This window comes from Rhodoferax sp. GW822-FHT04A08 (assembly GCF_058801025.1).
The window spans coordinates 1-14,122 of record NZ_JBXAMW010000016.1 but is presented as its reverse complement, the minus strand read 5'-3'; the positions used below and the strand labels follow the sequence as shown (position 1 = coordinate 14,122).

At 64.5% G+C, this 14,122-nt stretch carries 13 protein-coding genes and 1 pseudogene; 4 read left to right on the top strand and 10 right to left on the bottom strand.

The genetic code is table 11. The annotated features are described in order from the left end of the window. Positions 1 to 30: 30 nt before the first annotated feature. Positions 31 to 1,605 (top strand): acyl CoA:acetate/3-ketoacid CoA transferase, encoded by a 1,575-nt coding sequence (locus AC1RMF_RS22085; protein ID WP_493144373.1) that lies wholly within the window; start codon positions 31 to 33, stop codon positions 1,603 to 1,605. 12 nt (positions 1,606 to 1,617) lie between these two features. Here AC1RMF_RS22085 and AC1RMF_RS22080 read toward each other — a convergent pair whose 3' ends face one another. Next, on the bottom strand, positions 1,618 to 2,283 hold the full coding sequence (locus tag AC1RMF_RS22080; protein ID WP_493144371.1) for a DUF1345 domain-containing protein: 666 nt from the start codon (positions 2,281 to 2,283) through the stop codon (positions 1,618 to 1,620). Between the two features lie 26 nt (positions 2,284 to 2,309). Continuing rightward, complete coding sequence (locus AC1RMF_RS22075; RefSeq protein WP_493144369.1) at positions 2,310 to 3,197, bottom strand: LysR substrate-binding domain-containing protein; 888 nt, start codon at positions 3,195 to 3,197, stop codon at positions 2,310 to 2,312. A gap of 89 nt (positions 3,198 to 3,286) precedes the next feature. Here AC1RMF_RS22075 and speB point away from each other — a divergent pair, with 89 nt between their 5' ends. Further along, positions 3,287 to 4,249 (top strand): agmatinase, encoded by a 963-nt coding sequence (gene speB / locus AC1RMF_RS22070; protein ID WP_493144367.1) that lies wholly within the window; start codon positions 3,287 to 3,289, stop codon positions 4,247 to 4,249. An 18-nt stretch (positions 4,250 to 4,267) separates the two neighbouring features. Beyond that, on the top strand, positions 4,268 to 5,389 hold the full coding sequence (locus AC1RMF_RS22065; RefSeq protein ID WP_493144366.1) for an extracellular solute-binding protein: 1,122 nt from the start codon (positions 4,268 to 4,270) through the stop codon (positions 5,387 to 5,389). Here AC1RMF_RS22065 and AC1RMF_RS22060 read toward each other — a convergent pair whose 3' ends face one another. Genes AC1RMF_RS22060 through AC1RMF_RS22045 form a run of 4 tightly spaced genes read right to left on the bottom strand, consistent with a single transcriptional unit; the run spans position 5,390 to position 9,124 of the window. After that, the gene (locus AC1RMF_RS22060; protein WP_493144364.1) at positions 5,390 to 6,205 is read right to left on the bottom strand and encodes an SDR family NAD(P)-dependent oxidoreductase; all 816 of its coding nucleotides are present in this window, start codon (positions 6,203 to 6,205) and stop codon (positions 5,390 to 5,392) included. 2 nt (positions 6,206 to 6,207) lie between these two features. Continuing rightward, the gene (locus AC1RMF_RS22055) at positions 6,208 to 6,582 is read right to left on the bottom strand and encodes an NIPSNAP family protein (RefSeq protein WP_342620915.1); all 375 of its coding nucleotides are present in this window, start codon (positions 6,580 to 6,582) and stop codon (positions 6,208 to 6,210) included. Further along, positions 6,579 to 8,285: an FAD-dependent oxidoreductase gene (locus tag AC1RMF_RS22050; RefSeq protein ID WP_493144362.1), complete on the bottom strand. Its 1,707-nt coding sequence runs from the start codon at positions 8,283 to 8,285 to the stop codon at positions 6,579 to 6,581. Before AC1RMF_RS22050 ends, AC1RMF_RS22055 begins: the two co-directional genes overlap by 4 nt. A gap of 23 nt (positions 8,286 to 8,308) precedes the next feature. Continuing rightward, positions 8,309 to 9,124 (bottom strand): SDR family NAD(P)-dependent oxidoreductase, encoded by an 816-nt coding sequence (locus tag AC1RMF_RS22045; RefSeq protein ID WP_493144361.1) that lies wholly within the window; start codon positions 9,122 to 9,124, stop codon positions 8,309 to 8,311. 106 nt (positions 9,125 to 9,230) lie between these two features. Between AC1RMF_RS22045 and AC1RMF_RS22040 the strand changes: the two genes are divergently transcribed. Next, on the top strand, positions 9,231 to 10,139 hold the full coding sequence (locus AC1RMF_RS22040; protein ID WP_493144360.1) for a helix-turn-helix domain-containing protein: 909 nt from the start codon (positions 9,231 to 9,233) through the stop codon (positions 10,137 to 10,139). A gap of 119 nt (positions 10,140 to 10,258) precedes the next feature. Here the strand turns inward: AC1RMF_RS22040 and AC1RMF_RS22035 are convergent, their stop codons facing one another. The 4 genes and pseudogenes from AC1RMF_RS22035 to AC1RMF_RS22020 form a co-directional block, all read right to left on the bottom strand. After that, complete coding sequence (locus AC1RMF_RS22035; RefSeq protein WP_493144358.1) at positions 10,259 to 10,678, bottom strand: acyl-CoA thioesterase; 420 nt, start codon at positions 10,676 to 10,678, stop codon at positions 10,259 to 10,261. A gap of 18 nt (positions 10,679 to 10,696) precedes the next feature. Further along, positions 10,697 to 11,899: a 3-oxoadipyl-CoA thiolase gene (pcaF, locus tag AC1RMF_RS22030; RefSeq protein ID WP_493144356.1), complete on the bottom strand. Its 1,203-nt coding sequence runs from the start codon at positions 11,897 to 11,899 to the stop codon at positions 10,697 to 10,699. A gap of 24 nt (positions 11,900 to 11,923) precedes the next feature. Further along, the gene (locus AC1RMF_RS22025) at positions 11,924 to 13,972 is read right to left on the bottom strand and encodes a 3-hydroxyacyl-CoA dehydrogenase NAD-binding domain-containing protein (RefSeq protein WP_493144355.1); all 2,049 of its coding nucleotides are present in this window, start codon (positions 13,970 to 13,972) and stop codon (positions 11,924 to 11,926) included. Between the two features lie 11 nt (positions 13,973 to 13,983). Beyond that, positions 13,984 to 14,122: pseudogene (locus tag AC1RMF_RS22020) on the bottom strand (electron transfer flavoprotein subunit alpha/FixB family protein); the annotation flags it as partial.

Genomic DNA, 14,122 nt, shown 5'->3' with positions numbered 1-14,122 from the left:
GCCAGCCCATAACCCAACAAGAGACAAGACATGACCAAATTCATGACAGCCGCCGAAGCGGCAAACCTCATCAACGACGGCGACACCATAGGCCTGATGGGCGGCGGTGGTGGCCTGATGGAAGCCACCCATATGTTCGAGGCTGTGCAACACCGCTTCCTCACCACCCAATCCCCACGCAACCTCAGCTTTGTCCACGCCCTGGGCATAGGCGACAAGAAAACCAAGGGCATGAACTGCTTTGCCCACGAAGGCCTGGTGCGCAAGGTCATAGGCGGCCACTGGGTCTGGTCACCGGCCATGCAGCAGCTTGCACGCGACAACAAGATCGAGGCCTACATCCTGCCCGGCGGCGTCTCCAGCCAGCTCATGCGCGAGATCGGCGCGGGCCGCCCCGGCCTCATCACCCACGTGGGCCTGGGCACCGTGTGCGACCCGCGCCATGGTGGTGGCCGCATGAACGAAGCGGCGCGTGACGATCTGGCCGAGGTCATCCAGATGGATGGTCACGAGTACCTGCGCTACAAACCGTTCCCCATCCATGTGGCCATCGTGCGTGCCAGTGCCGCGGATGAAGAGGGCAACATCAGCTTCGAGCACGAGGCGGCCAATCTGGACGCGCAGTCGCTGGCATTGGCTGCGCGCAACAGCGGCGGCAAGGTCATCGTGCAGGTGCGCGAGCGTCTGCCCAAGGGCGCGCTCAAGGCGCGCGAGGTGCGCATTCCCGGTGCCTGGGTGGACGCCATCGTGGTGGATGCCAACCAGCAGGTCAGCTATGCCATTCCGTTTGATCCGGCCTTCAGTGGCGAGCTCACGGGGCAGGAGCGTGCGGCCAGTGAAGCCGCCGACCATGCGGCCGAAGTGGCTGCCGCGCAGGAAGCCTTTGGCGAGCGGCAGGCGGTGGCACGCCGCGCCTATCAGGAGATCTTCAACACCGGCAAGGCGCGCCCCATCATCAACTACGGCGTGGGTGTGCCCGACGCGGTGGCCAAGATGATTGCCGCGCGCAACGAGCACCACCGCATCTACCAGACCATCGAGCACGGCACCTACGGCGGCACGCTGATGGACGGCGTGCTGTTCGGCTACGCGCGCAATGCCACGGCCATGCTGGACGCGGCCACGCAGTTCGACTTCTACGGCGGTGGCGGGCTGGACGTGGCCTTTCTGGGCTTTGGCGAATTTGACCAGGAGGGCAGCGTCAACGTCTCACGCCTGGGGGGCATCACCGTGGGGCCTGGCGGCTTTATCGACATTGCGCAGAACGCCCACAAGGTGGTGTTCTGCGGCACGTTGGCGGCCAAGGGGGTGCAGCTGCAGACCGGTGACGGGCAGATGCGGGTGCTGCAGCAGGGGGCCGTGAAGAAACTGGTGCAGCGCGTGGACCAGATCACCTTCAGCGGACCGCAGGGTCTGGTGCGCGGACAGGAGGTGCTCTACCTCACCGAGCGCGGCAGCTTCCGGCTCACGGCGCAAGGTATCGAGCTGTTTGAAATCGCACCGGGCATTGACCTGCAGCGCGACATCCTGGACCAGATGGAATTCACGCCCCAGGTGGCACAGCCGCTGCGTGTGATGGATAACGCGCACTTCCGCGCCGCCTAAGGGGCTGCGGCCTCAGAACAGGCCGGATGCGATGTTGATGGTCAGCGCCAGCAGCGTGGTGTTGAAGAAGAAGGCCAGCATGCAATGCACGATGCCGGTCCTGCGCATGCGGCGGCTGCTCAGTGCCACGTCGGCGGTCTGGGCCGAGGTGCCGATCACCACGGCGAAGTACAGAAAGTCGGCGTAGTCGGGCGGCTCGTTGCCGGGAAAGTCCAGGCCGCCATGGGCGCCTCGGGTGGCCGTGGCGTAGTAATCGTGCGCGTAATGCAGGGCAAACATGGTCTGGGTGAACACCCAGGAGGTCGCAATCGTTAGCGCCGCCAGCGCGATGTGGGCGTAGCGTATTTCTCCCTGCAGTTCCTTGACGATGCCCAGCTCGGCCACGATGGCACCGACGCAGGCCATGGCCGCCGTGATCACCAGCACCAGAATCACCGTGCTGCCTTCGTCCTGTTTGAGCGCCCGCTCACGCATGCGGTCGTGCGAGGAGCGCGCCATCATCACCAGGGCCAACAACAGATACAGCACCGCGGTGACGTTCCAGCCGATCAGGGCGCGCGTCACCATCTGGTGCGCAATGGACTGCGGCAACCACAGGTAGGTGGCCAGACCCATGCCGATGCTGATCAACAGACGGGGCCGGGCCAGCAGGATGCGAAAGGGGGGGATGTTGATCATGTCGGGGCACTATACCTGCCGCGTGCTCAGGGTTCGCGTGCGGCCTTGAGCAACCATTGAAACGCCAAGTTGGCAAACGGCGTGCGCGGTGTAAGCCGAGAGCGCATCAGCCAGAAACGCTGCCGCGACACGGTGGGGATCTGCGTGAGCATCACCACGCGCTGCTCGCGCAGGGCCTGCCCGGCAATGGTGTGCGACATCAGGCTGATGCCCTGCTCACGCATGGTGGCCTCCAGCAGCAGGCGGCTGTCGTCCATGGTGGCGCCGCGCGTGATGCGCAGTTTTTTCAAGGCTGGGGTCGACAGCCGTCCGTCCCATTGGGGTTCGCTCTCCAGCATCAGCAGCGGTGCTTTTTCTAATACCTTGGGGTAGGGCGTGGCGCCTATGCGCTGCGCGGTCAGCGGGCCGCACAGGCCCACGGCATAGTCTTCCACCAAGGCGGCACATTCCACATCGGCGGTGTGGATGGGGCGGCGAGAGATCACCAGGTCCACGTCGATGCGGTCGATCTCGCGCACCGTGTTGGCGGTGATGAACCAGATTTCCACACCCGGATGGTCGCGCCGCATGGCGTCCAGGCGCGACAGTAGCCAGCCCTGGGCAAAGTCGGCCGGGCAGGCAATCAGCAGCGAGTCCTGGCTCTTGTAGGGTTCGATCCGGTCCAGCCCGGCGGAGAGGCGAGACAGGGTCTCGCGCACGGTCTCGTGCAGCAGTTCGCCAGCGGCAGTGAGCCCCACGCCCTTGCCATTGCGAAAGAACAGGCTTTGGCCCAGAGACTCCTCCAGCTTGAGCAACTGCTGGCTGACAGCTGACTGGGTCAGCGACAGCTCTTCGGCCGCGCGGGAGAAGCTGCCCAGGCGGGCGGCGGCATCGAATGCCACCAGGCTTTTGAACGGGGGCAGTGGCTGGCTCATGGTATTAATTAAATTAATTTCTAACCAAGCATAGCTAATTGCTTGGGCGGGGTAAATCCCGGACCATTGCCTGCATGACAGGAACCCCTATGACCGAAACCACTACCCATGGCGACAGCGCCATCACCCGCAGCAACCAAAGAGGCTATGAAAAGGAAAACACCTTTGCCGGCGTGCTCTCCTTCATGCGCCGCCAGTACACCAAGGACCTGAGCGATGCCCAGGTGGTGGTCTCCGGCGTGCCGCTGGACCTGGCCACCACCTACCGCAGCGGCGCCCGCCTGGGGCCGGCCGCCATACGGGCTGCCTCGGTGCAGATGAACGAGATGCTGCACCCCTGGGGCTATGGGCCGTGTGATCGCCTGTCGGTCATCGACTACGGCGACTGCTGGCTGGACCCGCACAACCCGCTCACCGTCTTCTCCAGCATCCATGCACATGCACAGAAGATACTGGCCTCCGGCGCGCAGATGCTCACGCTGGGTGGCGACCACTACATCACCTACCCGCTGCTCAAGGCCCATGCCGAGAAACATGGTGCGCCCTTGTCCATCATCCACTTCGATGCGCACTGCGACACCTGGGCGGATGACGAACCGCTGTCCCTGAACCACGGCTCCATGTTCTACAAGGCCATCAAGGACGGGCTGATAGACCCGCAGCGCTCGGTGCAGATCGGCATACGCACCTGGAACGAGGACTTCATGGGTGTGCAGGTGCTGGGCGCCGACTGGGTGCACGAGCACGGCGTAGCCGCCACGGTGCAGAAGGTGCGCAGCATCGTGGGGGATCACCCCACCTACCTGACCTTTGACATCGATTGCCTGGACCCGGCCTATGCGCCGGGCACGGGCACCCCCGTGGCGGGTGGCCTGAGTTCGGCACAGGCGCTGGCCATTCTGCGCAAGCTGGTGGGTTTGCGCTGGGTGGGCATGGATGTGGTGGAAGTGGCGCCCGCCTACGACCACAGCGATATCACCGCGCTGGCTGCCGCGCAGATTGCCGCCGAGATGCTGTGCCTGCTGGCCGAGCAGCATGCCTCCAACCACTGAACCCAAGCGAGAAACCGTATGAAACTGCATTCCTTCATGAAGCGCGGCCTGGCACCGGTGGCGATGGCCCTGCTGGCCTTGGCCAGCCCTGGTGCCCGCGCAGCGGATGAGAAAGTCCTCAACATCTACAACTGGTCGGAGTACATCGGTGAGAACACCGTCAAAGCGTTTGAAGCCGAGACCGGTATCCGCGTGCGCTACGACAACTTCGACTCCAACGAAATCCTGCTGGCCAAGATGATTGCCGGTCGCACCGGCTACGACATCATCGTGCCCTCCAGTGACTTCGGCCGCATCCTGATGGACGGAGGTCTGGTGCAAAAGCTGGACCGCAGCAAGCTGCCGCTGTGGAGCAATCTGCAGCCCGCGGTGATGCAGATGATGGCCAGGCTCGACCCAGGTAACCAGTACATGGTGCCCTGGCTGGGCAGCGCAGTCAGCGTCGGCTACAACGCCGAGAAGGTGAAGGCAGTACTGGGGGCTGAAGCCATTCCGGCCAATCCGTTCGAGTTGGTGTTCAACCCGCATTACGCAGACCGGCTCAAGAAGTGCGGCATCTCGATTCTGGACAGTGCCAGTGACCTGTTCCCCTCGGCGCTGATCTATGTGGGCAAGCCGGCGTTCAGCAACACCCAGTCCGATTACAACGAGGCCTTTGCCATGCTGCAGAAGGTGCGCCAGGACATCGCCCTGTTCAGCTTCAATGGCTATATCAACGACCTGGCCAGCGGCAGCCTGTGTGTGGCCCTTGGCTACAGCGGCGACTTCAACAACGCCAACAACAAGGCCAGGGAAGGCGGCAAGGCGGTGCACATCGAAGCGCCGCTGCCACCCAACGGCAGCCAGTTCGGTTTCGAATCCATGATGATTCCCGCCGATGCGCCGCACCCCGAATATGCCCACGCCTGGATCAACTACATCCTTCGGCCCCAAGTGCAGGCCGAGATCACCAACAAGGTGATGTTCACCAGCCCGAATCTGGCGGCCCGCAAATACATCAGACCCGAAGTGTTGGCCAATGCCATCGCCTTCCCGCCAGACGACTATCTGGCCAACAAGGCGCAGTTCTACGAAGTCCGCAAACCCGACACGCGCCGCTTGATGACGCGGCTCTACACCCGGTTCAAGACCGGGCTGTGATCAGTGCTGCACCGGCGGCTTGCCGGGTCGCCCGGGGATCATGGCCAGCATGTGTTCGCTCACGCCGCCGTCCACCACCAGGTTCTGGCCGGTGATGTAGCTGGCAGCCGCGCTGCTGAGCCAGGCCACGGCCTGGCCCACGTCGTCGGCACGGCCTATGCGCCCCAGCGGCACCAGCGCCTCGCGGCGGGCCAGCGTTTCAGCGTCCTGGTACACCGGCTCGGTCAGCGGGGTGCGGATCATGCCGGGGCATACGGTGTTGACGCGGATGCCGTCGGCTGCCCACTCTTGTGCCAGTTGGCGGCACAGCATGATGAGGGCTGCCTTGGCCGCCGAATAGGCGCCGTAGCCGGGGTGTGGTGACAGGCCGGACATGGACGCCACCGCGGTGATACTGCCGCGCGTGCGCACCAGTTGTTCGCGTGCTGCCTGCGCCAGCAGAAATGCGGAGCGGGTGTTGAGGTTGAAGGTCAGGTCCCACTCGGCCATGGGCAGGTCGGCCAGTCTGCCGGGGCCGGATTTGCCCGCATTGCAGACCAGGGTGCTGATGTCGCCGCCGTGGCCGTGCGCCTCGAACACCAGCTTGGCGCACTGGGCCGGATCGGTGATGTCGCCGGCCACGCCCTGGGCGCTGATGCCCAGGGCACGCAGTTCGGCCACCAGCGCGTCGAGCTTCTCGCCCGGTTGCGATGCGGCGGCTGAAATGTGCAGCGCATGGCCCTCGCGTTGTGCCTGCGCAATCAGGGCCAGGCAGATGCCGCGCCCAATGCCCCCGGTTGCGCCGGTGACCAATGCGTGTTGTCGTGGTGCGGCCATGCTCACACCTTGGGAAGCACCAGGCCGGGCATGGCCACGCCCTTGATCAGTCGCGTCTCCTGCGCCGTGATCAGATGCCCGGACGCGGCCATGTAGGCCGGGAAATCCGGATGCGTATCGCGGGCATGGCAGCGGCGTTCGTAGTCGGCCAGATCCTCGTAGGCCCAGAGGTGGATGAACTGGTTCTGCGGCCCCACCAGGCTGGTGTAGAAGCCCACCGGGTGGCACAGGGTCTGCATCAGCACCGGCATGGCCAGGCGGTTGAAGACTTCCAGGAACTCCGGCATCTTGCGCAGCGCAATCGTGTAGATGCGGTGGTCCACCAGCGGGCGCTGCAGATGGGGTTGCAGTGTCTGCGGCAGTGCAGGGGCGCTCATGCGGCGGCTCCGGCCTGGTCGGCAATGTGGTTGGCCGTGACGTAGCCGAACGTCATGTTGGGTCCGTGCGTGATGCCGGCGCCGGGATAGTTGCCACCCATCACGCTGGCGCGGTCATTGCCCACTGCGTACAGGCCGGGTATGGGCGATCCGTCGCGCTGCAGCACCTCGCCCACCACACTGGTCTTGATGCCGTCGAAGGTGCCCAGGTCGCCCATGATGACCTTGACTGCAAAGAAGGGGCCGTTCTGCACCGGCGCCACACAGGGGTTGGGCTGGTTGGCGGGGTCGGCCAGGTAGCGGTTGAAACTGGTGGTGCCGCGGCCGAACTGCGTGTCCACGCCCTTGACCGCGCCGGTGTTGAATGCACGCACGGTCGCTTCCAGACCTGCGGCATCGATGCCCGAGTTGTGGGCGAGCTCCGCCAGGGTGTTGCCCTTGATGAGGTAGCCATTGCGCAGGAACTTGCCGATGGGCATGGGCGACGGTTTCACAAAGCCGATGCCGTACTTGCCCAGCGTGGTCTTGTCACACACCAGCCACATGGCGGTCTCTTTCTGGCCGGCGCAGGCCCGCACCATGGCAGCTCCCACGTCGTGGTACGACTCGGACTCGTTGCAGAAGCGCTTGCCGTTCTGCAGCACGCCGATGATGCCGGGCTTGTAGCGGTCCAGCAGATGCGGGAACACACCGATCTCGCCCTTGCCATAGTCCACGCGGGACACCGGCATCCAGGCCGCACTGTCCTTGAACACGATGTCCACGGTGGCACCCACCGCTTCGGCCATGGCCAGGCCATCGCCGGTGTTGCTGAGCGGTGTGGGTGACAGATGCTGGTGGCCGCGCGCCACATGCGGATAGGCCTTGGCAATGCGCTTGACGTCATGCGGAAAGCCGCCGCAGGCCAGCACCACGCCATGGCGTGCGGTGATGGTGTATTCGCCGCCTTCGCCCTGGACGATGACGCCACGCACCTTGCCATCCTGCAGGTCCATGCGGCGCGCTGCCGTGCTGGTACGAATGGGAACCCCTAAGTCCAGCGCCGACTTGGCCAGCCGCGCGGCCAGCGCGTTGCCGCTGGTCACCTGGATGCCGCGACCATAGACCGCCAGCTCTTTCAAATGGGTGGCAAGACGCTTGGCCACATACAGGAAGGACGTGAGCGACTTGGTGGCCTGGAAGAAATGTTTGAGGTCGGCATTGGACGAGTTGAACATCATGCCGATGAAGGTGATGGTCTTGAGCGGTGGCTTCAGGCGTGCCATGTCCTTGCCCAGGCCGCGGATGTCAAACGGTTTGGCCAGGATGGAGCGGCCAATGTCCACGCCGCCCGGCACCGTGGGGTGGTAGTCCGGGTAGAGCGTGGGCACGAACTGCATGGCAGTCTCGCGCTCGAAGAACTCCACCATCTTCGGACCAAAGTCCAGAAAGGCGTTGACGGCGGCTTCATCAAAGTAGCTGCCGGTCTCTTCCATCATGTAGCGGCGCACTGCCTCGCGCGTATCGGCCGGGTTCTGCTTGCGGCCATGCGGTCCCATGGGAATCCACAGCACACCGCCGGACAGTGCGGTGGTGCCGCCAAAGACGGGTTCCTTTTCCAGTACCACCACATCCAGCCCGCGCTTCTTGGCGGTGATGGCGGTGGCAAGGCCTGCGGCGCCCGAACCCACGATGACCAGATCGCATTCCAGATTGTTCGACATAGTGTTGCTCCTCGTTGTTGTTGTCAGGCAGTGGTGTTGAAGCCGGGGCGCGGCACCATGTCCATCAGCATGGACGACATGCCGCCGTCCACGGACAGTTGGGCACCATTCACATAGGCCGAGCGCGGGCTGGCCAGGAACACCGCCACATCGGCAATGTCCTGCGGCTCGCCGACGCGGCGGCTGGCAGTGACGGCGGCGCGCTTGGCTTCAAAGCCCGGCACCTCGTAGAACTTGGCGGAGAGCGCAGTGCGGATCATGCCGGGGCAGACCGCATTGCTGCGAATGCCCTGCGACCCCCATTCCACCGCCATCTGGCGTGACATCAGCAGCACACCGGCCTTGCTGGCGCTGTAGGCGCCGCTGCTGGTCTGCGGCGTGAGCGCCGAGATGGATGCCACATGCACGATGCTGCCGCCGCCGGCTTCGCGCATCTGTGCGGCAAAGGTGCGCGCGCACAGCAGGTAGCCGGTGAGGTTGACGGCGAGCACCGCATTCCAGTCCTCTAGACTGACGTCGTTCAATGCGCCGGAGCGCAGCATGCCGGCGTTGTTGATCAATGCATGGCAAGGCCCCAGCGTTTTCAGCACCTGCGCCGCAGCGGACTGCACCTGCGCTTCGCTGCTGATGTCGCACGGCACCGCAAGTGTTGTTGCGCCTGCGGCGCCGAGTTCTGCTGCCAGCCTGTTGCATCCGTCACCGTCGCGGTCCAGCAGTGCCACCTTGGCACCGCACGCGGCCAGCTCGCGTGCCACCGCAGCGCCAATGCCGCTGGCCGCACCGGTGACCACGCATACCTGTTCTTGCAGACCCAACCAGTCGCCTTGTCTCTTGTTCATTTCGTTCTTTCTTGGGGGATGCCGGATTGTTCTGTTTCGCCGTGCTGCGCGGTTTGACAATTCCCGCCAAGATTCAGACAATTCGTGCATCACTCACGGACGCACTGTGGCCACCAAAGTTATTCCCAATTACGCGCTCTACGGTGACCAGGTGCAGGCCAGCTGGAACAACCTGTTCGACTTCGAGTGGATACCCAAACGCTCTCGTCCATACAACTGGAACATCAGTCCGCACAAGCACGATGCGTTCATCCAGATCCTGTATCTCACCGAAGGCGGCTGTGAAGTCATCCTGGACGGCGCCCGGCTGACTGCCACCGCACCCTGCCTGATCGTCATTCCTGCACAAACCGTGCATGGCTTCGTGTTCGACACCACCACCAACGGTCCGGTGGTGACGGCCGCGCAAGGGCCGCTGGAATCGGTGGCTGCCTTGCTGATGCCTGACCTGCTGACGCTGGTGCGCAAACCTGCCTTGATCCCGGTGAATGCCGACAACGTGCACGCCCAGGCCATGATGCCGATCTTCCTGGCCATCGAGCGCGAAACGCAGATCCATGCCCAGGGCCAGATGGCTGCGGGCATGTCGCTGCTCACAGCCCTGTGCGTGCAGATCGCCAGATTGTCGGATGCACAGCGCCAGGCCATTCCCAAGGCCAACACGCGCAAGGTCGCGCAGATCGAAAAATTCCGCGCGCTGGTGGAGCAGAACTTCAAGAAGCACCTGTCTGTCTCTGCCTATGCCGAAATGATGGGCATCACCGCCGGCCAGCTCACGCGTCTGTGCCGCGAGGAACTGGGCATGTCCAGCATGGACGTGATCAACGCGCGCGTGGTGCATGAGGCCCAGCGTGATCTGGTCTACACCATTAGCTCCATCAAGCAGCTGTCCTTCAGCCTGGGATTCGCCGACGAAACGTACTTCGGTCGCTTCTTCCGCAAGCACACAGGCCGCAGCCCGCGCGAGTTTCGCGCGCAGGCGCTCGACGCCATGCTGAGCCAGCAGTCGCTGTAACGTCTCAGTCCCAGGAAGCGTTGTCGTGGGTGGGGCCCGGGTGACGGCCGATTTTGCGGCCCCAGACGCATGAGGCCGTTACCCGGGCCCCACGCGCGACGACGCGCAATTGGCAAATTTCAGCTGCAGCGTTCGCGGATGTCCTGCGGAATCGGCACCACCTTGATGCGGTAGGACTCACCGGTCAGGCGCACGCAGAACGCGCGCTTCTCGGTGCCTTCGCAGATCAGGGTGTCGCCCCGCATGATGACGTGCTTCTGCGTCAGCACCTTGGGGCTCCACTCGATCACGGAGGTATGCACTTGCAGCGTCTCGCCGTAGGTGGCGGGGCTTTTGAAGTGGGTGTTGATCTCCAGCAGGGGCGTGCCGATGATGCCGTTGATCCTCTCGAGTTCACGCCAGGGCGGAACGCCGCACTGCATGAAGAAGTTCAGCGAAGAAGCGTCCATCCATTTGGAGAAGTTGGGGAAGAACACAATGCCTGCGGGATCGCAGTCGCCGAACATCACCTTCACTTCGTACACCACCGTCTTGCCCATGGCCGCTCCTCCCTTTGCTCAGACACGTTCCAGAATCAGCGCGATGCCCTGGCCCACGCCAATGCACATGGTGCACAGGGCGTAGCGGCCGCCGCCGGCATGCAGGCGGTTCACTGCGGTAGTGGCCAGGCGCGCGCCCGTTGCGCCCAGGGGATGGCCCAGCGCGATGGCGCCTCCCCAGGCATTCACGCGCGCATCATCGTCAGGCAGACCCAGCATGCGCAGCACCGCCAACCCTTGTGCGGCGAAGGCTTCGTTGAGTTCGATCACGTCCATCTGCGCCAGTGACAGACCGTTTTGCGCCAGTAGCTTTTCCGTGGCGGGCGCTGGGCCTATGCCCATGACGCGCGGCGCCACACCGGCGGTGGCCATGCCCACAATGCGTGCCCGCGGTGTCAGACCGTTGCGTAGTGCCGTGGCTTCGTCGGCCAGCAGCAGGGCGCAGGCTCCGTCGTTGACGCCGCTGGCGTTGCCTGCAGTCACGCTGCCGTCGGGGCTGACGATGGGCTTGAGCTTGCCAAGGGCTTCCAGCGTGGTGGCACGCGGATGCTCGTCCTGACGCACGACGATGGGCTCGCCCTTTTTGGAGGGCAAGGTGACGGGCACGATCTCGCGCGCGAGATGGCCTGCCTGCTGCGCGGCCAGTGCACGCGTCTGGCTGGCCAGGGCCATCAGGTCCTGGTCTGCACGGCTGATGCCGAATTCCCTGGCGACGTTTTCGGCTGTCTCGGGCATGGAGTCCACACCGTAGCGTGTTTTCATGGCCGGGTTGACGAAGCGCCAGCCGATGGTGGTGTCATGCACCGCGTTGTTGCGGCTGAATGCGCTCTCGGCCTTTGGCATCACAAAAGGCGCGCGGCTCATGCTCTCCACGCCACCGGCGATCAGCATGCCGGCCTCGCCCGCGCGTATGGCCCGTGCAGCAGTGCCTACTGCGTCCAAGCCGGAGCCGCACAGGCGGTTCAGGGTGGCACCTGGCACCTCTGCTGGCAAGCCCGCCAGCAAGGTCGCCATGCGGGCCACGTTGCGGTTGTCTTCACCGGCCTGGTTGGCGCAACCCAGGTACACATCGCTGAGCTGGTTCCAATCCACCTGCGCGTTGCGTTGCATCAGCGCCTGGATGGGCAAAGCGGCCAGATCGTCGGTGCGCACGCTGCTGAGTGCGCCGCCATAGCGGCCTATGGGTGTACGGATGGCATCGCAGATAAAGGCGTGGTTCATGTCGTGTGTGTACGCTGTGCAGCGTCAGGTTGAAAAGAGAACAGAGAGATCGGCCACATGAAATCCATGGCCGGACTGCAGCGCCAACTGCTGCAGATCGCGCGTCAGATTGGCCTGGTCCTGCTGGCGTGCCCAGAATACCGGGCCACCTTGCCAGCGCGCAAAGCCGTAGCCCTGGACCATGACCACGTCCACATCGCTGGCGCGGCGGGCCACACCTTCAGAGAGCAGCAGCGCGGCCTCGTTCACCATGGCCAACAGGGCGCGGCGCACGATCTCCTCGGCTGCAAACGTGCGGCGCTGTATGCCACGGCGCGCGGACGCCTCTTCAATGATCCGGCGCACCGCAGCGTCCACCATGGGTGACGGCTTGCCGTCGGTATAGGTGTAGTAGCCCGCGCCGCTCTTGCGGCCCAGGCGTCCCTGTTCGCACAGGGTGTCGAGAATGTCCACGTAACGCGCGCGTGGGTCCCGCGTGGCCGCTTGTGACTTGCGCATGCGCCAGGCAATGTCCAGGCCCGAGAGGTCGGCCACCTTGAACGGGCCCATGGCAAAACCAAAGTCTTCCAGGGCGGCGTCCACCTCCTCGGGCATGGCGCCGTCTTCCAGCATGAACTCGCACTGCTTGCGGTAGGCGTTGTAGATGCGGTTGCCGATAAAGCCAAAGGCATTGCCGGTCTGGACCGGTATCTTCTTCAGGGTCTTGCCCAGCGCCATGCCGGTGGCCAGCACGTCGGGTGCGGTGCGACTGCCGCGCACCACTTCGAGCAGCTTCATCACATTGGCGGGGCTGAAGAAGTGCAGGCCCAGCACGTCCTGCGGTCGGCTGGTGGCGTTGGCAATGGCGTCCACATCCAGGTACGAAGTGTTGGTGGCCAGCACTGCGCCGGGGCGCGCGTGGGTGTCGATTGTCCTGAATACCTCCTGCTTGACGGCAAGGTCTTCAAACACCGCTTCTATGACCAGGTCGGCTTGCGCGATCTGGCTCCAATCGGTCGTCGGGTTCAGGCGCGCTTCATTGGCGGCAGCCAGGGCGGCCTTCATCTTGCCCGCGGATACGCGCGTGGCGTAGTGCAGGCTGATGCGGGCCTGACCGCGCTGCAGCGCGGCCGCATCCTGCTCCAGCAGCACCACATTCAGGCCGGCGTCCAGCGCGCTGATGGCAATGCCCGAACCCATGGTGCCGGCACCCACGATCGCCACGCTGTGCACGGCGCGGGCAGTGGCCTGGCCGGCGGCCGCAGGCTTGCCGGCTTCCCGTTCGGCCAGGAACTGGTAGCGCAAGGCCTTGGCGGCTGTGCTGCCCAACAGCTCCAGAAACAATGCGCGCTCGGTGCGCAGGCCTTCATCAAAGTCACCGGCGCTGGCGGCCAGCGCATCCAGCACGGCATTGGAGGCAGGCTGTTTACGCTGGCGCAGCGTGAGCTTGTCGCGCTGCTCTGCAATGAAGCGGTGCGTGGCTTGTACGTCCGGTGCGCGGTCACGTGCCCGTATCAATCCCTGCGGATGGCGACCGAGCTCCAGGGCCAGGGCGCAGGCCGCATCCAGCAAGCCATCGTCCACCACCTTGTCGAGCAAGCCACTGGACTCCAGCTGGCGGGCAGTCTGCGGCACACCGCTTTGGATCAGGTTGTGCGCCAGGTGCACACCGACCAGACGCGGCAGGCGCTGTGTGCCACCGGCGCCGGGTATCAGCCCCAGATTCACTTCAGGCAAACCCAGTTTGGCAGAGGCCAATGCCGCGCGGGCATGGCAGCACAGCGCCAGCTCCAGTCCGCCGCCCAGTGCCATGCCACCGATGGCCGCTACGACGGGTTTGGTTGACGCGTCCAGCTGCGCCAGCACATCCGGCAGGATGGGATAGGCGGCTTGTGCGGGCTTGCCGAACTCCGTCACGTCGGCACCGGCGGAAAAGGCCTTGTCGGTGCCGACCAGCACCAGGGCGCGCACATCCGCATCCGCCAGTGCGGCCTGCACGGCGGTGTGGATGTGCTGTCGCAGCGTGTGGCCCAGGCTGTTGACTGGAGGGTTGTCCAGGCGTACCACGGCCACGCCGCCATGCAGTTCGTACATGCGGGTGGTTCCTAGAGCGCAGCTGTCAGTTCCGGCACAGCGGTGAAGAGGTCCGCCTCCAGGCCATAGTCCGCCACCGAAAAGATCGGAGCCTCGCCATCCTTGTTGATGGCCACGATCACCTTGGAGTCCTTCATGCCGGCCAGGTGT